This is a genomic window from Microbacterium pasadenense, from assembly GCF_047246565.1.
Lineage (GTDB): Bacteria > Actinomycetota > Actinomycetes > Actinomycetales > Microbacteriaceae > Microbacterium.
The window spans coordinates 727848-749758 of the sequence record NZ_JBFOKN010000001.1 but is presented as its reverse complement, the minus strand read 5'-3'; the positions used below and the strand labels follow the sequence as shown (position 1 = coordinate 749758).

Below are 21911 nucleotides of genomic sequence, written 5' to 3'. Positions count from 1 at the left end.
CTCATGCGAGAGAAATGGAGCTTTGATGGGTCGACTCACCTTTGGAGAGGGGCTTCGGGTCGACGCCGAAGACCGCGACATCGCGCACGTTCATCGCGTGATGCTCGCCAAGCTGCGGCGTGGCGAAGGGCTCCACTTCTCATGGCGGGACGACATGTCCATCGGAGACGGTCGCACCACGGTCTGGGTGCATCCGGACGCGCCCCTGGTGTGCAAGCTGACACGACAGGTGGGGAGCTTCAACCACAAGTGGCTGGATGAACTGGCCGTCGCGGCGAACAGCAACGAGGGGCTGACTTTCCTTCCGGAAGCAGACGAGCACCCGCGCCCGAAGGGTCGTTCCTGATGGGCAAGTTCATCTACGAGAACATCCTCAAAGCGGATTTCGACGACCGCATCCTCGCCCACCTGCAGGTGGTGATCGGCACGAAGCAGCGACGCGGCGAGTCCTTCCACTTCACCTGGAAGGACGACCCGAGCATCGGCGATGGCGTCACGATCGTGTGGATCCACCCTCGCTGCACCATCGCGTACAAGTTCTACGGCGGTCGTCGGCCCGCACTCAGTCGGGCGTGGATCGAGCAGATGATGCTGGCGGCGAACTCCGGCGGCGGGCTGTTCGTCATGAGCGAGCCGGCGGACGCCCCACACCCCGGGCCAGAGAGCGGATCATGAAGCGCATCGACATCCGCTACGGCGACGCCAGCTACAGCGTCGGCGGCGAAGAGCTCGAGGATCTGCAGTCGGAGATCGCGCGCGGGCTGACCGGAGAAGTGGTCTGGCTGCGCGTCAATGACGGAGAGGGAGTCCGGCGCGATGCGTATCTGCTCATCTCCCCCGGCGTCGCGATCTCTCTGATCCCGGTCGCGGACCCCGATGGGGAGGGTGGCGCGACCCCCCGCGCGAGCAGCGCACATTCGGACGGGGAGCACCGGTCCTGAGGCGCGCGGATCGGGCGGGGCTGTCAGGCTCTGCAGCTCGGGAATGACTCGTCCGACAGGGGCGTCACATCGTCGACGCCGTGACCGTTCCGCGGCGTAGCACCTCGGATGCTGCGCTCCGGATGTCGCCGTCCCGGCGGACGGCGGCGCGTTGCAACGCGGCGCCGGTCCCGCGCGTGAGGATGGCGGCGACGCCGTCACGGACCTGAGACCGTTCCACCGAGGTGAAGTAGTGCTCGTCCACGTGTCCGAGAAGAGCATCGACGGCCGCCGTCGCGGGGACGAGGCTCAGGTCGATCGGGTGCACGAGGTCCCCCTCCAGCCCCCACCTGCTCGCTCGCCAGCTCGCGAGGCGAAGCGACGTCCCGGAGCGGTCGAGCGGTGGGATGCCCGCGTTCCAGTCGGCTGCGGCCCGGTCGACGAGTGCACGGACCAGGAGCGGGATCGTGACCGCGTCCTCGGGCAGAAGGCACACGTCCGCGATCCGGACCTCGACCGTGGGCGCGTGATCCGAGAGCCGCGCGTCGAAGTAGATCATGCCCGAATCGAGGCAGACCCCGGACGCGACCGCATCCGCCACCTCGCGCCGGTAGGCGTCGAGGGATCCGAAGATCTCGGTGGGCCCGGCCGTCGGCCACCGCCCCCACGCCTGATAGCGATAACTGGCGAAGCCGGTGTCGCCGCCATGCCAGAACGGAGAGTTCGCGCTGAGTGCCAGGACGACCGGCAGCCAGGCGCGGACGCGGTCCAGGACGCCGACTCCCTCTTCGGGGGATTCGACGGCGACGTGGATGTGCATCCCGCAGGTCAGCTGTTCATGCGCGGTCGCGCCGAAGCGCGCCGCGATCTCCTGATAGCGCGCCGGCGACGCGATATGCGGTGCGCAGGCGTCGGGGGCGGTCGCCACCGGAAGCGCCCGTGCGCCCACTGATCGTGCAGCGCGGTCGACGGCCTGCCGGCCCTCCGTGATGACGGCGACCAGTTCGCTCCGGGTCCGCACCGGCGGACTGGCCACCTCGACCTGCTCCCGCTGGAGCTCGGCGTGGAACGCGATGGGTGACCGGCGCGGTCCGACGACGACGCCGGGCAGGCGAGACGCCGCCGCAAGCGTCTCTTCGGCCGCCGGCACCGGCTGCAAGGTCGCTCCGTCGACGAGGAGGAACTCCTCCTCCACGCCGAGCGTCCGCAGCGCTCGGCGGGCGGGCACTGTCGGCAGCCGCTCGTGAGTGTGAACCATCGACATCGTCGTCCCCCGTCGGACGGGCTCGTGGCGATGTCAGCGCCGCTCGAGCCCTTGTCGTGGGGACAGATTCAGAAGGCACGCCCGGCTTGGGAGGGGGATTGACTTTGTCGCGGACGGCCCGTACGGGCGTCGCGGGTGAACCGTCCTCAGTGAGCGAACCGTCCTCACGGGTAGCGCAGGTGCTGGTCGTCTCCCGCCGGGTCGATCCCGCAGCGGGCAAGGGCTTGCCGGCCCTCCGTGAGGGCACAGCCCGCACGTGCGCGGACATCCCACACTGAATGAACCGCCTCGTCCTCTGGCACGATCGAATGCATGGAGTCGAGTACAGGCGTTGTGGCCATCACGGGCGGCGCACGCGGTATCGGGGCGGCGGTGGCGCGACGGATGGCGACGTCCGGCCATGGCGTCCTCATCGGTTACCGGACAGGCGAGGATGCCGCTGCTGCGCTCGCGAACGAGTTGCGCGCCGGAGGCGCCATCGCCGCCGCGCATGACGTCGACATCACGGATGCCGACTCGCTCACGACCTTCCTTCGCGCAGCGGAAGATCTCGGTCCCCTCACCGGCGTCGTGGCGAACGCCGGAGCTGTCAGGGCTGTCGGCGATCTCGCACGGGCCGACCCTGACGACCTCCGACGCGACGTGGACGTCAACCTCCTCGGTCCGATCCTCACCTGTCGGGCCGCTGCTGGCCATCTGGCGCGCACCGGGGGCTCCATCGTCCTCATCGGATCCGCCGCGACGACGAGCGGCAGCCCGGGGGTCTACGTACACTACGCAGCCGCGAAAGCCGGTGTCGCTGCACTCACGGTAGGTCTCGCGAAGGAGCTCGCCGCCTCCGGGGTGCGCGTGAACTGCGTCGAACCGGGCACGGTCTGGACAGACTTCCATCTCGACCCGCTCCGGCCGCAGAAGGTCGCCTCGGCCATCCCGGTCGGTCGGGCGGGCCAGCCCGAGGAGATCGCCGGCGCCGTGGCATACCTGCTCTCCGAGGACGCGAGTTACACCACGGGCGCAGTGATCCGCGTGGCCGGCGGCCTGTGACGAATCCACCCTCTGGAGGAGGACTCGGCTCACTGACGTCTTCGCAGGCGAACCGGCCTCACGGGTGGGGCAGGCGCTGCTCGTCTCCCGCGGGTCCGAGACCCTCGAGCACCTCGAAGGGCGACTCGACATCTCCGCTCCAGGCCTCGATGCCCTCCCGCACAGCGAGGAAGGCGACCACCAGGGCTGCGACGGAGTCGGCCCACCACCATCCGAGGACGCCATTGAGAATGAGTCCGACGAACACAGCGGCGGACAGGTAGACGCAGAGGACGAGCTGCTTCGCGTCCGCCGTCACGCTCCGCGAGCCCAGCTCGCGACCGGTGCGCACCTCGAGCCACGCCAGGAGTGGCATCACGACCAGGCTCAACGCCGTGATCGCCACGCCGAGCGGACTGTGCTCCGGGCCTTCCCGGTTGATCAAGCCGATCAGCGCGTCGACGGAGACGTAGGCGGCCAAAGCGAAGAAGGCGAGGCCGACACCCCGGACGGTCACCTTCTCCCAGCGCTCGGGATGCTTCCTCGTGTACTGCCACGCGATCGCCGCAGCCGACAGCACTTCGACGACCGAGTCGAGGCCGAATCCGATCAGCGCCGCCGATGACGCCAGCGCTCCCGCCCAGATCGCCACGACCGCTTCGATGATGTTGTACGAGATGGAGACACCGACGATGAACCGCACTCGACGGTGCAGTGTCGCGCGGCGAGCGGCGGGAAGCGCACCGGTCATGTCGCTGCCGCCACCCGGTGAGCCGACGCAGACATCAAGAGCGGACGAGGCGGGCGATCGCGTCGCTCGCTTCCTTGATCTTCAGGTCCGCATCGTCGCCACCCGCGCGGGCGGCATCCAGGACACAGTGCTTGAGGTGGTCATCCAGCAGGCCGACGGCCACGGCTTCGAGCGCGCTCTTGAGCGCGCTGATCTGAGTGAGGATGTCGATGCAGTACTTCTCCTCGTCGACCATGCGGGAGATGCCGCGCGCCTGACCCTCGATCCGCCGGAGCCGGTTGAGATACCGGTCCTTGTCGGTGATGTAGCCGTGGGGGGCGTGGTCGCCGTCGATGCTCATGAGGGATCCTTCGTTCGGAGGGCCAGCACGGCCCGGGTGCTGGCTTCGGGTGTGAGGTCGATGCGCCGCAGCAGCTGGGCATTGAGAGCGACGACGACGGTGGACAGGGACATGAGGACCGCACCGACCGACATCGGCAGCACGAAGCCGATGGGTGCGAGCACTCCCGCAGCGAGCGGGACGGACACCAGGTTGTATCCCGCGGCCCACCAGAGGTTCTGCGTCATCTTCCGGTACGTGCGGCGCGAGAGCTCGATCACGGAGATCACGCTTCGCGGGTCGGAGCTCGCCAGGATGACTCCTGCCGAGGCTATCGCCACATCGGTGCCTGCGCCGATGGCGATGCCGACGTCGGCTCGAGCGAGGGCGGGGGCGTCGTTCACGCCATCCCCGACCATGGCGACGGTGCGCCCCTCCTCCTGCAGGTCGGCGACGGCGTTCGCCTTGTCCTCGGGGCGGACCTGCGCGAAGACGCGGTCGATCCCGAGGTCGTCTCCGACGACATGGGCGACCGATTCGGCATCGCCGGTGATCATCACGACCTGAACCCCGAGCGCGTGGAGGGCGTCGATCGCGCCACGGGACTCCGCTCGGACCTCGTCGGCGAGCCTGATGGCGCCGATCACCTCCCCATCGCGGGCGACGTGGAGGATGATCGCTCCCTCCCGCCGCCAGCCCTCAGCCTGCGGGACCTCTTCCCGGCCGATCTCCTCGAGCATCCGCGGGCCGCCGACGCGGATCTCCGCACCGTCGACGGTCGCCGTCACCCCGACCGCCGGAGACGAGGTGAAACCGGTCGCCGTGGCGAGCGGGATGCCGTCCTCCCCGGCAGCTCGCACGATCGCCCGGGCCAGGGGGTGCTCGCTGTCGGCCTCCGCAGCGGCCGCGATCCCGACGACAGCATCCTCGTCGAGATCAGCGGTGGCAGCGACGGCGGACACGGTGGGCTCACCCTTGGTGAGGGTGCCGGTCTTGTCGAACAGCACCGTGTCGATCGTGCGCATGCTCTCCAGCGCGAGACGGTCCTTCACCAGCACGCCGCCGTGAGCGGCGCGTTCGGTGGCGATCGAGACCACGAGCGGGATCGCGAGTCCGAGGGCGTGCGGACACGCGATGACGAGCACGGTGATCGAACGGACGACGGCATCCTCCGGATGTCCCACGAGCGCCCACACCAGGGCGGTCAGGCCGGCTGACGCGAGCGCGAACCAGAACAGCAGCGCCGCGGCCCGATCGGCGATCCGCTGAGCCCGAGACGACGAGTTCTGCGCCTCGCTGACCAGCCGCTGGATACCTGCGAGCGCGGTGTCATCCCCGGTCGCGGTGATCTGGATGCGCAGCCCCGAGTCCGTCGCGACGGTGCCGGCAGTGACCGTGTCGCCGGCGCCGCGGGCGACCGGCCGGGACTCCCCCGTGACCATGGACTCGTTCATGTCGGCGCGCCCGTCGACGATACGGCCGTCTGCCGGGACGCTGGCGCCGGGCCGGACGATCACGACGTCGCCGACTCGGAGATCGGCCGGAGCGATGCTCACGACGCGGTCGCCCTCGACACGCTCTGCCTCATCCGGAAGGAGCGCGGCGAGGGAATCGAGTGCGGAGGTCGTCTGCGCGAGCGAGCGCATCTCGATCCAGTGCCCGAGCAGCATGATCACGATCAGCAGCGCGAGCTCCCACCAGAACTCGAGCTCGTGGTGCAGCAGACCGAGCGTCGCGCCCCACGACGCGACGAAGGCGACGGTGATGGCCAGGCCGATCAGCAGCATCATTCCGGGCTTTCGCGAGCGCAGCTCGTCGACGGCGCCCGACAGGAACGGCGAACCGCCCCATGCGAACATGACGGTGCCGAGCACCGGCGCGATGACCATCGCCCAGCCGGGAACGGCGCGACCGAAGATCATCGCGAACATCGGCGAGAACGCCACGACGGGAACGGCGATGATCAGGTTCATCCAGAACAGGCGGCGGAACCGGGCGACGTGATCCCCGTGTCTGCCGTGACCCCCGTGACCGGAGTGGTCGCCGGCGTGCTCCGCGTGTCCCGCGTGCCCGCCGTGCGCGTCGCCGTCCACAGGATGCTCGGCGTGCTGGCTCTGCGCCTCCGACATGGTTTCCTCTCCTTCCACGGGTTGGTTCAGGCAGTGGTCGCGGCCGTGCTCGCGAAACGGCGCAGGCGCAGGCTGTTGCCGACGACGAACACGCTGGACAGGGCCATCGCCGCGCCGGCGAGCATCGGATTGAGCAGTCCCAGGGCGGCAACCGGGATGGCGGCCACGTTGTAGGCGAAAGCCCAGAACAGGTTCGACTTGATCGTGCTCAGAGTCCGTCGTGAGAGGCGGATCGCATCGACCGCGCTGCGCAGGTCGCCGCGGATCAGGGTGATGTCGGATGCTTCGATCGCGACATCCGTGCCCGTTCCCATGGCGATCCCGAGGTCGGCTCCGGCGAGAGCGGGCGCGTCGTTGACCCCATCACCGACCATCGCCACGACCCGGCCCTCGCGCTGCAGGCCTGCCACGACGTCGACTTTGCCGCTCGGCAGGACTCCGGCGATCACCTGTTCGATTCCCACGTCTTCCGCGATGCGCCGGGCGACGGCTTCGTTGTCCCCGGTGAGGAGCACGACGGTCAGGCCGAGGTCCTTCATCTGCCGAACCGCTTCGGCGCTGGTGGGCTTGACGGCATCCGCGACGACGAGCACGCCGCGCGCTCGGCCGTCCCAGCCCACGACCACGACGGTCTTGCCCTCGCGTTCGGCCCGCGCCTTCGCGGATGCGACGTCCGGGCTGAGGAGCGCAGACGGGTCCGCCAGCAGCGAATCGCGCCCGACGAGGACCGTGTGCCCGTCGACGGTGCCCTGAACGCCCCGCCCCTCGATGCTCGTGAACCCCGCCACCGTCGGCAGCGCGCCGGTCTGCTGGGTCGCCGCCTTCGCGATCGCCTGTCCGATCGGGTGCTCCGACGCGTCCTCGACCGCACCGGCCAGCCGCAGGAGGTCACGGGCATCCGTCCCCTGCTCCGGGATCACATCGACGACGGTCATGGTGCCGCTGGTGACGGTGCCGGTCTTGTCGAGCACGATCGTGTCGACCCTGCGGGTCGATTCCAGCACCTCGGGCCCCTTGATGAGGATGCCCAGTTGAGCGCCGCGACCGGTGCCGACGAGGAGGGCCGTGGGGGTGGCGAGCCCGAGGGCGCACGGGCACGCGATGACCAGAACCGCGACGGCGGCGGTGAAGGCGGTGGCAGCGGGGAATCCCGCAGCCAGCCAGGCACCGAGTGCGACGACCGCGATGATGAGCACGATGGGCACGAAGATGCCCGAGATCCGGTCGGCGAGGCGCTGGACATCCGCTTTGCCGGTCTGCGCGTCCGCGACGAGCCGCGCCATCTGCGCCAGCTGCGTGTCCGCCCCGACCCGGGTGGCCCGCACGATGAGTCGTCCGCCGGCGTTGACGGTCGCGCCGGTCAGGGTGTCGCCTTCGGCGACCTCCACGGGCACGGACTCTCCGGTCAGCATCGAGACGTCCACGGCCGAGGTGCCGGAGATGACGACGCCGTCCGTGGCGATCTTCTCACCGGGGCGGACGATGAACTCGTCGCCGGTGCGCAGATCGGCGGCCGGGATCTTCGCTTCCACGCCGCCGCGCAGAACGGATACCTCCTTGGCACCGAGCTCGAGAAGGGCCCGGAGGGCTGCGCCCGCCTGCCGCTTCGAACGCTTCTCGAAGTACCGGCCGGCGAGGACGAACACCGTCACTCCGGCACCGACCTCGAGGTAGATGTTCGCTGCGCCGTCGGAAGGGGCGAGGGCGACGTCGAACCCGTGAGTCATGCCGGGGGTGCCCGCGGTGCCCAGGAACAGCGCGTAGAGCGACCACAGCAGAGCCGCACCGGTGCCCATCGAGATCAGGGTGTCCATCGTCGCGGCGCCGTGCCTGAGATTGGTCCAGGCCGCCTTGTGGAAGGGGAACGCCGCCCACACGATCACCGGCGCGGCCAGCGCGAGGGACGCCCACTGCCAGGAGGTGAACTGCAGAGCCGGGATCATGGCCAGCGCGATCACCGGCACGGTCAGCACGGTCGCGATGATCAGCCGGCTCCGCAGCGCGGCGAGCTCCGGGTCGTTCGCGGCCGCGTCGGAATCACCGGTCGCGGCGCCGGGCCCAGGCTCCTTCGACGCGGGAAGCGCGGCGGTGTACCCCGTCTTCTCCACCTCGGCGATGAGCTCAGCCGGGTCGTACCCGGCGGGCACCGTCACCTTCGCCCGCTCCGTGGCGTAGTTCACGGCCGCCGCGACACCGTCGAGCCTGTTCAGCTTCTTCTCGATCCGCATCGCGCAGGACGCGCACGTCATGCCGCCGATCTCCAGTTCGACGCTGGAACCCGCGGGGGTGGCGCGAGACGCAGTGGCGCTCATCGCATTCCTCTCTTCGTGACAGCCGGTGGGTGTCAGGCGCGCACTGCCGAGTAGCCGGCCTCGTCCACCGCCGACAGCACGTCGGCGTCATCCACGGGCTGCGAGGCGGTGACGACGAGCTTCCCCGTCTTGGCGCTCACCTGGACATCCTCCACACCTGCGATCTGCGCGACCTCCTGTCGGACCGACATCTCGCAGTGGCCGCAGCTCATGCCGCTCACGGTGTACTCGTTCGAAGCCATGGGTTTCCTCCCTCTCGTGATACCCGCCTGGGGTATGACTCACCCTAACGCATACCGGCAGGGGGTATTCCGACGTCGCGGAGGTCGTGAGTGGCGAGCGCGATCTCGAGGGACTCCCGGCGGGGCCGGGCAGCCGCCAGGGCGGACGGCTCAGACGGATGCCGGCGCGCGGCCGATCTGGACGACCTGCGGAGGGGCGGCGCAGCAGGCGCCGTCCGAGGAGGCGGCCGGAGCGTCGAACAGGCCGGTGCCGCCGCACACCCCGGTGTCGGGCAGGACGAGCTCCACGCGCCGTGCGGCTTCGTGATCGCCGGCGAGCTCGGCCACGATGCTGCGCACCTGCTCGTAGCCCGTCAGCGCGAGGAAGGTCGGGGCTCGCCCGTAGGACTTGGCGCCGGCGAGGTAGAAGTCGGGCTCGGGATGCGCCAGGTCGGCCGCGCCCGTCGCCGCGACCGACCCGCAGGAGTGCGCGTTCGGGTCGACCTCGGCGGCGATGCGCGCGGGCGCCTGCAGCGCGGCATCCAGCTCCAGCCGCAGCTCCGACAGGAACGAGAGATCGGGACGGAAACCTGTCAGCACCACGACCAGGTCGGCCGTCACCGTGCGGCCGTCCTCGGCGATCAGAACGGCGCGCTGCTGGTCACGGGCGACGCGCTCGACCCGGAATCCGGTGACGAGGGACACGACGCCGGACTCCGCGACCTCCCTCGCCCTCACGCCGAGCGCTCCGCGTGCAGGGAGCTCGTCAGCCTCGCCCCCACCGAAGACGGTGCCGACGGCGGCACGGCGCAGCACCCAGGTGACGGTGGTGCCGGCGTCGTCGTGGGCCATCTGCGCCAGCGCGAGGACGGCGGTCACGGCGGAGTGCCCGGAGCCGATCACGACGGTGTGCCTTCCGGCGAATCGTTCACGATCGCGGAAGTCGGGGATGCGGTAGGACAGCAGGTCCGCGGCCGCCGCCTCCCCCAGCGCGGGGAGGCCGTCGGCGCCCGCGGGGTTGGGGCTCGACCACGTACCGGATGCGTCGATGACAGCCCGCGCTCGCACGCGGTGCTCCCGGCCCTCCGCGGACGAGATGTGGACGGTGAAGGGCTGGTCGCCGCGTCCCTCGTCGACGAGTCGGTCGCGACCGAGCCGCGAGACGCCGGTGACCCGGCTGTCATAGCGGACGCGGTCGCCGAGGACGTCGGCGAGCGGCGCGAGGTACTTCTCGATCCATTGTGCGCCGGTCGGGAATCCCGCCCTCGGCGCCTTCCGTCCCGCGGCAGCGAGGAGGCGGGCGCCGGCCGCGTCGACCAGCTCGGGCCATTCGGAGAACAGGCGCACGTGGCCCCACTCCGCGACGGCGGCAGCCGGCGAGTGCCCGGCCTCCAGCACCAGGACCGGCACGTTCCGCTCGACGAGGTGCGCCGCTGCTGCGAGACCCTGCGGCCCGGCACCGATCACGACCACAGGCGACTCTTCGTCCACCGGGCATCCTCCTGCCATATCGACGATGTTCGATGAAACGATCGCCGATGTATCGACAGATGTCAATACGACGTGAGAAGATCACCTCATGGCTACGACGCTATCCAGCTCGACGACTGAAGACGCTGGGACGTGCTGCGCCACGGTCACCGGCGATGTCATCTCTTTCGAGGCCGCCGAGCGGGCGGCCCGCACATTCAAAGCGCTGGGCGACCCGACGCGCCTCCGTCTGCTGTCGCTGATCGCGGCATCCGACAACGGCGAGGCGTGCATCTGCGACCTCACCGAGCCCGTGGGACTGTCGCAGCCGACCGTCTCCCACCACATGAAGAGTCTCGTCGAGGCGGGACTCGCAACGCGCGAGCAGCGCGGGCGCTGGGCCTACTATCGCGTCGTCACCGGCGCCCTCGACGCCGCCTCCCACGCGCTCCGACCGTGACCGCCGCCGTCACGGTGCGAGCCATGACCCCCGGGGACTGGCCGGCGGTGGAGGCCATCTACCGTGAGGGGATCGCCACCGGCAACGCGACGTTCGAACGCGAACCACCCGGGTGGGAGGCCTTCGACGCCGGAAAGCTGCGCGTCGGCAGACTGACCGCCCTCGACGGGACCGGATCGATCATCGGCTGGGTCGCGGCATCCCGCGTCTCGGACCGCGAGGTCTACCGCGGCGTCGTCGAGCACTCGGTCTACGTCGCCGGCCACGCCCGCGGCCTCGGGGCGGGGAGGACCCTGCTGCACGCGTTCCTGCACGCCGTCGACGGCGCCGACATCTGGACAGTCCAGGCGAGCATCTTCCCGGAGAACACCGCCAGCCTCGCGCTCCACGACCGCGCCGGCTTCCGCCGCATCGGCCGCCGCGAACGCATCGCACACATGACGTACGGCCCCTGGGTGGGCCGATGGCGCGACACGATCCTCATCGAGCGCCGTCGGCCCACCGGGTGAGCTTCGCCGACACCACGGGGAAGCCCTGGCTTGGTCGAGGGAGTCTGGCGGAGACGGAGTCAGGTCTCAGGCTCCGCGGCGTACCCGCGCCGATCCGCGCTCGCATACCGGTCCATGGGAGAGATGTCCATGCGGGGGTCCCGATTCGCCGCGCCTGATTGACTGAGACCATGGCAGCCTGGGTAGACCACGTGATGTGGTGGCACATCTATCCCCTCGGCTTCGTCGGGGCCCCGGTCCGACCGGAGGGACCGGAGCCGGATGCGGTGCGCCACCGACTCCCCCGGATCGAGGGGTGGCTGGACCACGTTGTCGAGCTCGGTCTCAATGGCCTGGCGCTCGGGCCCGTGTTCGCATCGTCGACGCACGGCTACGACACCACGGACCATTTCCGGATCGACCCGCGCCTCGGCGACGATGCCGACTTCGCCCGCTTGACGGCCGCAGCGCGGGAGCGCGGGTTACGCGTGCTCCTGGACGGCGTCTTCAACCATGTGGGACGGGCGCACCCCGCTTTCCGCGCCCTTGAGGAGTACGGTCCGGACGCTCCCACGGCTGGCCTGTTCCGCGTCGACTGGTCGGGGTGGCGCCCGGGCGAGCCGGTCCGCGCCGAGGTCTTCGAGGGGCATGAGTCGCTCGTCGCGCTGGACCACTCCTCAGACCAGGTCGCGCAGCTCGTCGTCGACGTCATGTGCCACTGGCTCGACCGGGGCGCCGACGGATGGCGCCTCGACGCGGCATACGCGGTGGACCCCGCGTTCTGGGCGCGAGTGCTGCCGCGCGTCCGGGAGCGGCATCCCGATGTGTGGATCACCGGCGAGGTGATACACGGGGATTCCGCCGCCATCGTCGCGCAGTCCACGATGGACTCGCTCACTCAATACGAGCTCTGGCAGGGCGTCTGGCACAGCCTCGCCGACCGCAATCTGTTCGAGCTCACTCACGCGATCGAGCGTCACAACGCCCTGCTCGCGACGTTCGTGCCCACCACTTTCGTCGGCAATCACGATGTCACCCGGATCGCCTCGGCGGTCGGGGACGCTCGGCACGTTCCGCATGCGATCGCCGTGCTGATGACGCTCGCCGGTACGCCGATGGTCTACGCCGGTGACGAATACGGGCTGCGCGCCATCAAGGAGGAGCGCCTCGGCGGAGACGATGCCGTTCGCCCCGAGTTTCCCGTCGCCGCACCGTCTGCGGCGCAGGCGTCGACGCTGCCGGGCGCTGCGGGCGACGCGGACGCGATCCTCGCCATACACAGGGAGCTCGTCGCTGTACGCCGACGCCATCCGTGGCTCCACCGCGCGCATACGGACGTGATACAGGTCGAGAACACCGCGGTCGCGCTGCGAACGGCGGTGGGATCGGATGCCGTCGTCACGGTCCTCAACCTGGCGGACGAGCCCGTGTCGCTGCCGTCGGGCGGAGCCGTCACGGTGCTCGCCGGGTCGGCCTCGGCCACGGACGGCCGGGCCGAGCTCCCCGCTCACGGGTGGGCAGTGCTCGGTGGCCCGGTTTGATGACCGCGTCACTGGCTGCAGGTCGTGACATCCGCGGTCGGCTGGAGCGTGTGTGCGCCGAGTCCGGCGTGCGGGATCCCATCCCTGAATGAAACCCGAGGGATTCGCGCCTTGAACGCCTCGTCAGGTTCACGTCCCCGACGTGCAGGCCGAGCCATCTCTCCCATCACGGGGATCGGAACCGTCAAGGGTTGCGGTCTTGAGCGACACGCGCACCTGCGCAGAGATCGACGGACGCACGCCCGTCCCGCGATCGTTGCGCCGGGTAGCCCTAGCGGCGCGCTCTAATCTCGTGAGAGTGGCGACGACACGAGTTCGCGGGCTGGGTCCGCTCTACCTGGCAGGATTCACGACGGCGTTCGGCGCCCACGGAGTAGCAGCGGCGCTCGGCACCGAAACCGATGACATCGGCCTCACCTTCGCGACCCTCGGGCTGATCCTCGCCATCTACGACGTCGCCGAAGTCATCCTCAAACCGATCTTCGGAGCGCTGAGCGACCGTATCGGAGTGAAGCCCGTCGTCGTCGGCGGCCTGCTGGTCTTCGCACTCGCATCGACGCTCGGTGCGTTCGCGGCAACTCCGATTGCGCTGGCCGTGGCGCGACTCGGCCAGGGCGCGGCGGCTGCGGCGTTCTCACCGGCGTCGTCCTCGGCTGTGGCTCGCCTCGTCGGCCCTTCTCTCGCCGGGAGGTACTTCGGCAAGTACGGGTCGTGGAAAGGCCTGGGCTACGCCGCCGGTCCCCTGATCGGTGCCGGGCTCATCATGTGGTCCGGGCTACCCGCACTGTTCCTGGCTCTCGCCGGTCTCGCACTCGCGGCTGCGATCTGGACTGCCCTCGCCATGACCCCCCTGCCCGTTCTCCCTAAGCAGCGCGCAACCCTCATCGAACTTGTGAGGCAGTCCACGGCCCCCGCATTCCTCGGCCCGGTGATCCTCCTTTCCGTCGCGACGGCGACCCTCGGCGTCGCTGTCGGATTCCTTCCCCTCATCGGTTCTCAGCTCGGCTTGGATCCGATCTTCGGCATGGGAGCCGTCACCGTTCTCGCCGTCGTCTCAGCCGTCGTGCAACCCCGTATCGGTCGGCTGCACGATACCGCCCCGGAGCGCGTACTCCTGATCATGGGCATCGGCGCTGGCACTCTGATCGTTGCCATCGGCCTGGTCGCTGTCGCACCTTCCCTCCTGACAATCATCGTGACGGCAGTTCTCGTCGGCCTGGGTGTGGGATCCATCACCCCGCTCGGCTTCGCTCGACTCGCCGCGACCACCCCGCCAGAGCGCATGGGACGCACGATGGGAAGTGCCGAACTCGGCCGGGAGGTAGGCGACGCCGGCGGCCCCATCCTCGTGGGTGTCGTCGCAGGCGCCACGACCCTGCCCCTCGCTCTGGGAGTCATGGCCGCTACCTCCGCTCTGGCGAGCGGGATCGGGAGTGTACTCGCGCGGCAAGCGAACACCGTGCCCGAGGACTCCAAGCGGCCCAGACACCGGAAAGCAGTCAGGGAGACGGGTGCGCGTATGACAATGTGACACCGACGGGCTGCGCCTGATAGACATCACCAGTGATATCCCGCTCCACGAAGCCACACAGAATGCCTTCGGTTGCCGCGCTCGTGTGCGTGGCGCTCCTGTCCGCAGGTTGTGCGAGCGGGGCAGGTCCATCCTCGGCACCGACAGGTTCCACCACCGAAGAACCTCCGCCTGCCGAGAGCGTTGGCGAGACCGTGACCGGGACGGGCCCGACGGGATGGCCAGGTGTCGAGTTCCCGATCCCTGGCGACGCCCGTTCGGTGTCGATCGACCTGACCTGCGACGGTCACGGCCCCTACTCCGTGGAACTCGGTGACTCCATGGCAGCGAACCTGGCGACGATCTCGGGCACGTGCGGCGCCGAGGAGCCACTGGCGTGGCCGGTCACGGACGATACCGCCCCCTCGATCGCGGTGACGGTCGATGACAACGTCGAGTGGACGGCGGCTCCTCGATTCTCCACCGCCGAATTCACGAGGGACCCCGCAGTGACCGCCGAATGCGCTGCGTTCACGGACGTCTATAGCGCGTTGGTCAACGCGGACGACGGCTTCAACGATTACGACGCGTTCGACGAGGAGGCCTGGTCGGCGCGCGTTGCGACGGCGTCCACGCAACTCGCCGACCTCGCGGCCGCTTCGACGTCTGCGCTCGCGGCGCCACTCGCGGCCATGTCCACAGTCGTGGCCGCCGCGTCGGAGCCTGGAAAGGCGCGGTCCGGGACGGAGGACTCCGTGATGCAGGTGGCAGACGCGTGCGACGCGAACCAAACGCCGTTCGTCATCATGGCGGAGTTCGGCGGCTGACGTAGGCAGGCGCCCAGCCACCTTCGACCGGCAACGAAAAAGCCCCGGCGAACCAGGGCTTTTCTGGCGGAGACGGAGGGATTTGAACCCTCGGTCCCCTTGCGAGGACTCCACCTTAGCAGGGTGGTGCACTAGGCCTGACTATGCGACGTCTCCAGGCATCCGTCCGTCACCGGCGCGAATGCACCCAGCAAGCATAACCGGTCCGGGGCCCGGTTCCGAACGTGCGCTCAGCCTTCGGCGCGCGTGCAGGTGACATCGGCGGCGGAGCTGCCGGTGATGTCGCTCGGCAGGTCGACGGCCTCGTCGGCAGACGGCTCGTCCTCGCCCTCGCCGGCATCCGCCGACGCCGAGGGAGTCGAGGTCGGGCTGCCGGCATCCGCGGTCGGCGTGGCGGTCGGCGTCGGACCCTCCGCCTCGCCGACGATGTCGACACCGTAGCCGCCACTGGCCTCGCCGGTCACCTTGACCGGCTTGTTCTCCTTGAGGGCGGTGAACAGCACGTCCGCCGCAGACGTCACGGGCAGGACGCGTCCGCCGCCCGGGGCGTACACGGTCGGGTACTGCACGAACACGATGTCCTTGTACGGGATGTCCGAGACGGCCATCGCGATCTGCACCATCCGCTGCGGGTTGGTCAGCGAGTCGCTGAGGGTCAGCTGCCCCTCGTTCACCTGACGCACCGCGGTGTTCGCGAGGTTGAGGAGAGCCGGGTAGTTCGACAGGACCGCGCCGGACTGCAGCTTGCGGACGAGCGACCCCATGAACTGCTGCTGGTTCGAGATGCGGCCGAGGTCCGAGCCGTCGCCGATGCCGTGACGGATGCGGAGGAACTGCAGCGCCTCGGCGCCGACGAGCGTGTGCTCGCCCTTCGCCAGGTTGAGGCCGGTGTGCCGGTCGGAGATGTCGTCGCTCACGCAGACGTCCACGCCGCCGAGCGCATCGGACATGTTGATGACGCCGGTCCAGCGGATGGATGCCGCGAACTGGATGTCGATCCCGGTCAGCTCCTCGACGGTCGAGACCGTGCAGCCCAGCCCGCCGTACATGTAGGACGCGTTGATCATCTGCGCGCTCATCGCCGAGTACGTGCCGCCGTCGGGGCTCTCGCACGAGGGGATCGGCACGATCATGTCGCGCGGGAAGGACACCACCGTGACGCGGCGCGGCTCGTCGCTGATGTGGACGAGCATGGTGACGTCGTTGCGCTCACCGCCATCGTCCTTCTTGCAGCGCGGGAAGAGCTTCAGATCCTGGCCCTCGCACGAGTCGGTGCCGACGACGAGCATGTTGACGCCGCCCTCGATCTCGCCGATGTGCGGCGGCAGCGTGCTCTCATCGCCGATCGAGACGCCGCTGTCACCCAGGGCGCGCGCGGCATCCCACACGTAGAAGCCGCCGATCGCGGTGACGCTGACCAGGGCGACGGCGACGACGGCGGCGAGGATCGTCAGGACCTGCTTGAACGGGTTCGGCGAGGTGAGCACGCCATGACGCGCGACAGGGTGGCGTCGGAACTTCGACGCCTGCGCCTCGGGTTTCGCGCTCACGGATCACCTTTCACACTGCGGAGGGTGTGGGATTCGAACCCACGGGACATTGCTGCCCACCGGTTTTCAAGACCGGATCCTTCGGCCGCTCGGACAACCCTCCCGGACGGGCGCCTTGCGGCATCCGTCAGCCAGGGGTCGAGTCTAGCCGGTCCCAGAACGGTCCCATTGTTCCGGCAACGTCTGTGCGAGTGCTGAAAGCCCGGGTCAGAGCGCCTTCAGGATGGCGGAGACGCCGCCCTCCATGACGGATGCCGTCAGCTCCGACGCCTCGCTGCGGACCTCGTCCGGTCCCTGCGCCATCGCGATCGCCCGGCCGCCGTGCTCGCGCGCCCACCGGAACATGCCGATGTCGTTGCGTCCGTCGCCGATCACGAGCACGTGCGGTGCGTCGATGCCCAGCCAGCCGCGCACCTTCTCAAGGGCCGTGGCCTTGTCGATGCCCTGCGGCGCGATGTCGAGCCACGCCGTCCACCCGACGGCATACGACACCTCGTTGAGGCCGATGCGGGCGACGAGCTCGACGAAGTCCTGGTCGGTGTCCTCGTCGGAGACCACGACGATGCGCGAGACGGGCTGAGCAGCCAGATCGGCGAAGCCGACGCGGTCGGCGTTCGCCAGGTTCCAGTCGTCGATGTGGTCGGTGTACAGCCGGCGCCCGTCGGGCAGCTCCACCATGTACTTCGCCTCCGGAAGGTGCTCGCCCAGCAGGCCGAGAACCTCCGTGGCGTCGAACTGCTCGGTGTGGAACCGCTCGTACCGCGCGTCCGCACCGTCGCCGAGCCGCCTCAGGATGACGGCCCCGTTCGAGCACACGACGTACTCGGGGTTCAGCGCGAGCCCCTCGAGGATGTGACGGGTGCCCTCCCAGGAACGCCCCGTGGCGAGCATGACCTCGTGGCCGGCCGCATGGGCGTGTGCCACCGCGTCGACGACGCCGGGGCTGTAGCTCTCGTCCTCGAGCACGACGGTGCCGTCGATGTCGAGCGCGATCAGCAGACGGCCGACGACGGATGCCTCGGCATCCGTGGCGACGTCGTCGACGACCTCGGCGGCTTCGGCGTCGGAGACGGCTTCGACGCTGCCGGTGGCGGGGAGCGACTCCGTCATGCGATCGGCTCCGCGACCTCGAGGCCGCCGAGGTACGGTCGCAGCACCTCGGGGATGACCACGGACCCGTCCGCACGCTGGTGCGTCTCGAGGAGCGCGACGATCCAGCGCGTCGTGGCGAGGGTGCCGTTGAGGGTCGCGACGGGCGCGGTCTTGCCGCCGCCGCCCTCGACGGCGGGGCGGTAGCGGATGTCGAGGCGACGGGCCTGGAAGCTCGTGCAGTTCGACGTCGACGTCAGCTCGCGGTAGGCACCCTGCGTGGGCACCCACGCCTCGACGTCGTACTTGCGTGCCGCCGACGAGCCGAGGTCGCCCGCGGCCACGTCGATGACGCGGTACGCGAGACCGAGATCCTGCAGCATCCGTTCCTGCATCTCGACGAGGCGCAGGTGCTCCGCCTCGGCGTCCTCCGGCTTCGTGTACACGAACATCTCGAGCTTGTTGAACTGGTGCAGACGGATGATGCCGCGGGTGTCCTTGCCGTACGACCCCGCCTCCCGCCGATAGCAGGTGGACCATCCGGCGTAGCGCCTGGCACCGGCCTCGAGGTCGAGGATCTCGCCCATGTGGTAGCCGGCGAGCGGGACCTCGCTGGTGCCGACGAGGTAGAGGTCGTCGTCGTCGAGGCGGTAGACCTCGTCGGCGTGCTGACCGAGGAAGCCGGTCCCCCGCATGACCTCGGCCCGGACGAGCGTCGGGGGGATCATCGGGATGAAGCCGGCCTCGAGGGCCCGGTCCATGCCGAGATTCATCAGGGCGAGCTCCAGGCGCGCCCCGATCCCGGTCAGGAAGGTGAAGCGGGCGCCGGAGACCTTGACGCCGCGCTCCATGTCGATGGCGCCGAGCTTCTCGCCGAGGGCGAGGTGATCGAGCGGCTCGAAGTCGAAGGCGGCGGGCTCGCCGTGCGTCCGAAGGGTCTCGAAGTCCTCCTCGCCGCCGGCGGGGACCCCGTCGATCACGATGTTCTCGATCTTGGCGAGCGCCGCCCCGGCGGCTTCCTCCGCGGCGGTCACGGCCTGCTGGGCGGCCTTGACCTGCTCGCTGAGCTGCTTCGCCTCGGCGACGAGGGCCGCCTTCTGCTCCTTGGGCGCCTTGGCGACGGTCTTCCCGTGCGCGTTCTGCGCGGCTCGGAGCTCCTCGAAGGTGGTGATGGCGGCGCGGCGGGCACGGTCTGCCTCGAGCGCGGCATCGACCGTGTCGGGCGATTCGCCGCGGGCTTCCTGCGAGCGCTTCACGGATGCGGGGTCGTCACGGAGGAGGGCCAGATCGATCACGGCGCAAGTCTAGTCGCGGGCGGGCGGGCCTCCCCCGGTCCGGGGTGCGCGGGCGGGCGGGCCATACTCTGTACACATGGCGACCGACTCCGGCACGACGAACGGCTCCGACGACCCCAAGGACCCCGAGGACGCGGCAGCGCCGGACGACGTCATCCGCGAACCGGGCGACGTCGCGCCCGACACCGCGGACGGCGAGACCGGCGAAGCGCGCCGCGTCGACGAGAGCGGCTCGACCGAACCCCTCCCGGACGACGAAGGGCGACCCGCACCCAAGGCCGCGCTGGTGTACAACCCGACGAAGGTGGACGGGGACGGGATCCGCGAGCAGGTCGCCGCCCTCGCGAAGGATGCCGGCTGGTCCGAGCCGCTGTTCTACGAGACCACGGTGGACGACCTCGGCGACGACGTCGCCCGGCAAGCCCTCGAGGAAGGCGTGACCGCGGTCCTCGTCGCCGGCGGCGACGGCACGGTCCGCGCCGTGAGCGAGGCGATGACCGGCTCCGGCGTGCCCCTCACGATCGTGCCGAGCGGCACCGGCAACCTGCTGGCCCGCAATCTGCGGCTGCCCCTCGACGACGCGGCGGCCATGATCGCCGCGACCTTCGACGGCGACACGATCCCGATCGATGTGGGCCTCGCGACGATCCGGCGCACCGACGGCACCTCGCGCCAGCACGCTTTCGTGGTGATGGGCGGGATGGGCCTCGACGCCGCGATGATCGCGAACACGAGCAGCGACCTCAAGAAGAAGGTCGGCTGGGTGGCGTACGTCGACGGCGCCGCGCGCTCGCTCGCGCAGGCCAAGCCGTTCCCCGTCCTTTACCAGGTGCCCGGGCACCGGATGCACCGCGCGAGCGTGCAGAGCGTCCTGTTCGCGAACTGCGGCTCGCTGCCGGCCGGTCTCGAGCTGATCCCCGAGGCGTCGATCACCGACGGCGAGCTCGACATCACGATCTTCCAGCCGCGCAACCCGCTCGGCTGGCTCGCGGTGTGGCGTCGGCTGGCGTGGGACAACAGCGTCCTCCGCCGGTTCCGCGCCGGCCGCAGGATCCTCGCCCTGCGCACCGCCGACAACGCCGTCCGCTACACGAAGGGCGAGGGCATCGACCTGATGGCGCAGGAGCCGCGTCCGGTGCAGCTCGACGGGGACGAGTTCGGCGAGGCGACCCATGTGAAGGTCCGCGTCGCCGCCGGCGGCCTGACGGTCGCCGTGCCGCGGGGGCACCGCATCCCGGTCGCCTGAGCATCCCCACCGGCCCGGGTCAAGGGGCGGCGGGAAAGCTCCCGCTCGGTGAGGATGAGCGGGTGAGCGCCCCCTCCATCGTCTGGTTCCGCGACGACCTGCGCCTGGCCGATCACCCCGCCCTGCGGGCCGCGCTCGACCGGGACGCCCCCGTCATCGCGCTGTACATCCTCGATGAGGAGTCGCCCGGCATCCGTCCCCTCGGCGGCGCCGCACGCTGGTGGCTGCATCACTCCCTCGCGTCGCTCGATGCCCGCCTGCGCGAGCGCGGCGGCCGGCTGGTCCTGCGGCGAGGGCCGGCGGACAGGGTGGTGCGGGATGTCGTGGCGGATGCCGGCGCCGCGGCCGTCTACTGGAACCGCCGCTACGGGGGCCCCGAGCGCGAGATCGACGCGGGACTCAAGGCGGCCCTCCGCGAGGACGGCGTCGAGGTCGCCTCGTTCGCCGGGTCGCTCCTGTTCGAGCCGTGGACGGTGACCACGGGGGCAGGCACGCACTTCTCGGTGTACAGCCCGTTCTGGCGGGCATGCCTCGCCCTGCCCTCGCCGCGGGCGCCTCTCCCCGAGCCGCGCGAGATCCCCGGCCCCGTCCGCTCCCCGGCGTCCGACGACCTGGCCGACTGGGGGCTGCTGCCGACGGCGCCCGACTGGGCGGGCGGACTCCGCGACACGTGGGAGCCCGGTGAGCCGGCTGCGCGCCGACGGCTGCAGGCATTCCTCACCGAGGACATCGACGCCTACGACCGGGCGCGCGATCAGCCGAGCGCGGGGGCGACGTCGCTGCTGTCACCTCGCCTCCGCTGGGGCGAGCTCAGTCCGCACACGGTCTGGCACGAGGCGGTGCACGCGGCGGGCGCGGGCAGATTCCTCTCCGAGCTCGGCTGGCGCGAGTTCGCGTGGCACACGCTCTTCCACTTCCCCGACCTCGCGACGCGGAACCTGCGGCGCGAGTTCGACGCATTCCCGTGGCCGCCCCTGCGGCCGACCGCACTCCGGGCGTGGCAGCGCGGCGAGACGGGGTACGCGATCGTGGACGCGGGCATGCGCGAGCTGTGGCGAACGGGCTACATGCACAACCGGGTGCGGATGGTGACGGCATCCTTCCTCATCAAGAACCTGCTCATCGACTGGCGGCACGGCGAGGAATGGTTCTGGGACACCCTCGTGGACGCGGACGGTGCCAACAACCCGTTCAACTGGCAGTGGGTGGCGGGGTCCGGCGCGGACGCCGCCCCGTACTTCCGGGTCTTCAATCCCGAGCTGCAGGCGAGCAAATTCGACAAGGACGGCCGCTACGTCGCCGAGTGGGCGCCGGAGTACCGCGCGCCGGACGGCCGACCGCCGCTGCCCCTCGTCGATCTGAAGTCGTCCCGGCAGGCGGCCCTCGACGCGTACGAGCACGTCAAGCGCGCCCCGCGCGACTGACGCTGGGGCCGCGGCGAGACACCGCCCGCCGGGCGCACGTCCCGAGGGCGGAATGCACCGGGCCGGTTCGGA

General features: G+C 70.1%; 21 protein-coding genes and 2 tRNA genes. 11 read left to right on the top strand and 12 right to left on the bottom strand.

Annotated features, from left to right (window positions below; all coding sequences use genetic code 11):
* Positions 1 to 25: 25 nt before the first annotated feature.
* From AB3M83_RS03480 to AB3M83_RS03470, 3 genes are read left to right on the top strand one after another with little or no spacing between them, the layout of a single operon-like run.
* A complete protein-coding gene (locus AB3M83_RS03480; protein WP_412945156.1) occupies positions 26 to 346 on the top strand; it encodes a DUF7882 family protein in 321 nt (106 codons plus the stop codon).
* Positions 346 to 675 (top strand): DUF7882 family protein, encoded by a 330-nt coding sequence (locus AB3M83_RS03475; RefSeq protein WP_412945154.1) that lies wholly within the window; start codon positions 346 to 348, stop codon positions 673 to 675. The genes AB3M83_RS03480 and AB3M83_RS03475 overlap by 1 nt, the downstream gene beginning before the upstream one ends.
* The gene (locus tag AB3M83_RS03470) at positions 672 to 941 is read left to right on the top strand and encodes a hypothetical protein (protein WP_412945152.1); all 270 of its coding nucleotides are present in this window, start codon (positions 672 to 674) and stop codon (positions 939 to 941) included. The genes AB3M83_RS03475 and AB3M83_RS03470 overlap by 4 nt, the downstream gene beginning before the upstream one ends.
* A 64-nt stretch (positions 942 to 1005) precedes the next feature.
* On the opposite strand, the gene AB3M83_RS03465 is transcribed toward AB3M83_RS03470, so the two are convergent.
* The gene (locus tag AB3M83_RS03465) at positions 1006 to 2178 is read right to left on the bottom strand and encodes a glutamate--cysteine ligase (protein WP_412945150.1); all 1173 of its coding nucleotides are present in this window, start codon (positions 2176 to 2178) and stop codon (positions 1006 to 1008) included.
* A 318-nt stretch (positions 2179 to 2496) separates the two neighbouring features.
* Here AB3M83_RS03465 and AB3M83_RS03460 point away from each other — a divergent pair, with 318 nt between their 5' ends.
* Positions 2497 to 3228 carry an SDR family NAD(P)-dependent oxidoreductase gene (locus AB3M83_RS03460; protein ID WP_412945149.1) on the top strand — a complete coding sequence of 244 codons (732 nt, stop codon included), beginning with the start codon at positions 2497 to 2499 and terminating at the stop codon, positions 3226 to 3228.
* A gap of 58 nt (positions 3229 to 3286) precedes the next feature.
* On the opposite strand, the gene AB3M83_RS03455 is transcribed toward AB3M83_RS03460, so the two are convergent.
* The 6 genes from AB3M83_RS03455 to AB3M83_RS03430 all read right to left on the bottom strand — a co-directional run bounded on the left by AB3M83_RS03455 (position 3287) and on the right by AB3M83_RS03430 (position 10430).
* Positions 3287 to 3958, bottom strand: coding sequence for a cation efflux transmembrane domain-containing protein (locus AB3M83_RS03455; RefSeq protein WP_412945148.1), 672 nt, complete (start codon positions 3956 to 3958; stop codon positions 3287 to 3289).
* Between the two features lie 34 nt (positions 3959 to 3992).
* Positions 3993 to 4298: a metal-sensitive transcriptional regulator gene (locus AB3M83_RS03450; RefSeq protein WP_412945146.1), complete on the bottom strand. Its 306-nt coding sequence runs from the start codon at positions 4296 to 4298 to the stop codon at positions 3993 to 3995.
* Positions 4295 to 6406 carry a heavy metal translocating P-type ATPase gene (locus AB3M83_RS03445; protein WP_412945145.1) on the bottom strand — a complete coding sequence of 704 codons (2112 nt, stop codon included), beginning with the start codon at positions 6404 to 6406 and terminating at the stop codon, positions 4295 to 4297. Before AB3M83_RS03445 ends, AB3M83_RS03450 begins: the two co-directional genes overlap by 4 nt.
* 26 nt (positions 6407 to 6432) lie before the next feature.
* Positions 6433 to 8718 (bottom strand): heavy metal translocating P-type ATPase, encoded by a 2286-nt coding sequence (locus tag AB3M83_RS03440; RefSeq protein ID WP_412945143.1) that lies wholly within the window; start codon positions 8716 to 8718, stop codon positions 6433 to 6435.
* 32 nt (positions 8719 to 8750) lie between these two features.
* On the bottom strand, positions 8751 to 8960 hold the full coding sequence (locus AB3M83_RS03435; protein WP_412945141.1) for a heavy-metal-associated domain-containing protein: 210 nt from the start codon (positions 8958 to 8960) through the stop codon (positions 8751 to 8753).
* A 150-nt stretch (positions 8961 to 9110) separates the two neighbouring features.
* On the bottom strand, positions 9111 to 10430 hold the full coding sequence (locus AB3M83_RS03430; RefSeq protein WP_412945139.1) for an NAD(P)-binding domain-containing protein: 1320 nt from the start codon (positions 10428 to 10430) through the stop codon (positions 9111 to 9113).
* A gap of 88 nt (positions 10431 to 10518) precedes the next feature.
* Between AB3M83_RS03430 and AB3M83_RS03425 the strand changes: the two genes are divergently transcribed.
* From AB3M83_RS03425 to AB3M83_RS03405, 5 genes are all read left to right on the top strand, one after another.
* Positions 10519 to 10869 carry an ArsR/SmtB family transcription factor gene (locus tag AB3M83_RS03425; RefSeq protein WP_412945137.1) on the top strand — a complete coding sequence of 117 codons (351 nt, stop codon included), beginning with the start codon at positions 10519 to 10521 and terminating at the stop codon, positions 10867 to 10869.
* 23 nt (positions 10870 to 10892) lie between these two features.
* Positions 10893 to 11378, top strand: a complete 486-nt coding sequence (locus tag AB3M83_RS03420; protein ID WP_412945135.1) for a GNAT family N-acetyltransferase — start codon at positions 10893 to 10895, stop codon at positions 11376 to 11378.
* Between the two features lie 170 nt (positions 11379 to 11548).
* Positions 11549 to 12898 carry an alpha-amylase family glycosyl hydrolase gene (locus tag AB3M83_RS03415; RefSeq protein WP_412945134.1) on the top strand — a complete coding sequence of 450 codons (1350 nt, stop codon included), beginning with the start codon at positions 11549 to 11551 and terminating at the stop codon, positions 12896 to 12898.
* A 199-nt stretch (positions 12899 to 13097) separates the two neighbouring features.
* On the top strand, positions 13098 to 14429 hold the full coding sequence (locus AB3M83_RS03410) for an MFS transporter (RefSeq protein WP_412945132.1): 1332 nt from the start codon (positions 13098 to 13100) through the stop codon (positions 14427 to 14429).
* Positions 14430 to 14689: 260 nt separating this feature from the next.
* Positions 14690 to 15235, top strand: coding sequence for a hypothetical protein (locus tag AB3M83_RS03405; protein WP_412945131.1), 546 nt, complete (start codon positions 14690 to 14692; stop codon positions 15233 to 15235).
* A gap of 64 nt (positions 15236 to 15299) precedes the next feature.
* On the opposite strand, the gene AB3M83_RS03400 is transcribed toward AB3M83_RS03405, so the two are convergent.
* From AB3M83_RS03400 to serS, 5 genes are all read right to left on the bottom strand, one after another.
* Positions 15300 to 15391 (bottom strand) — tRNA-Ser (locus AB3M83_RS03400).
* A gap of 74 nt (positions 15392 to 15465) precedes the next feature.
* Positions 15466 to 16785 (bottom strand): LCP family protein, encoded by a 1320-nt coding sequence (locus tag AB3M83_RS03395; RefSeq protein ID WP_412945129.1) that lies wholly within the window; start codon positions 16783 to 16785, stop codon positions 15466 to 15468.
* An 18-nt stretch (positions 16786 to 16803) separates the two neighbouring features.
* Positions 16804 to 16888 (bottom strand) — tRNA-Ser (locus AB3M83_RS03390).
* Positions 16889 to 16992: 104 nt separating this feature from the next.
* Positions 16993 to 17895: an HAD family hydrolase gene (locus AB3M83_RS03385; RefSeq protein WP_412945127.1), complete on the bottom strand. Its 903-nt coding sequence runs from the start codon at positions 17893 to 17895 to the stop codon at positions 16993 to 16995.
* Positions 17892 to 19169: a serine--tRNA ligase gene (gene serS, locus AB3M83_RS03380; protein WP_412945125.1), complete on the bottom strand. Its 1278-nt coding sequence runs from the start codon at positions 19167 to 19169 to the stop codon at positions 17892 to 17894. The genes AB3M83_RS03385 and serS overlap by 4 nt, the downstream gene beginning before the upstream one ends.
* A gap of 76 nt (positions 19170 to 19245) precedes the next feature.
* Here serS and AB3M83_RS03375 point away from each other — a divergent pair, with 76 nt between their 5' ends.
* Positions 19246 to 20415, top strand: a complete 1170-nt coding sequence (locus tag AB3M83_RS03375) for a diacylglycerol/lipid kinase family protein (RefSeq protein ID WP_412945123.1) — start codon at positions 19246 to 19248, stop codon at positions 20413 to 20415.
* A 62-nt stretch (positions 20416 to 20477) separates the two neighbouring features.
* The gene (locus AB3M83_RS03370) at positions 20478 to 21839 is read left to right on the top strand and encodes a cryptochrome/photolyase family protein (RefSeq protein WP_412945121.1); all 1362 of its coding nucleotides are present in this window, start codon (positions 20478 to 20480) and stop codon (positions 21837 to 21839) included.
* Positions 21840 to 21911: the final 72 nt, after the last annotated feature.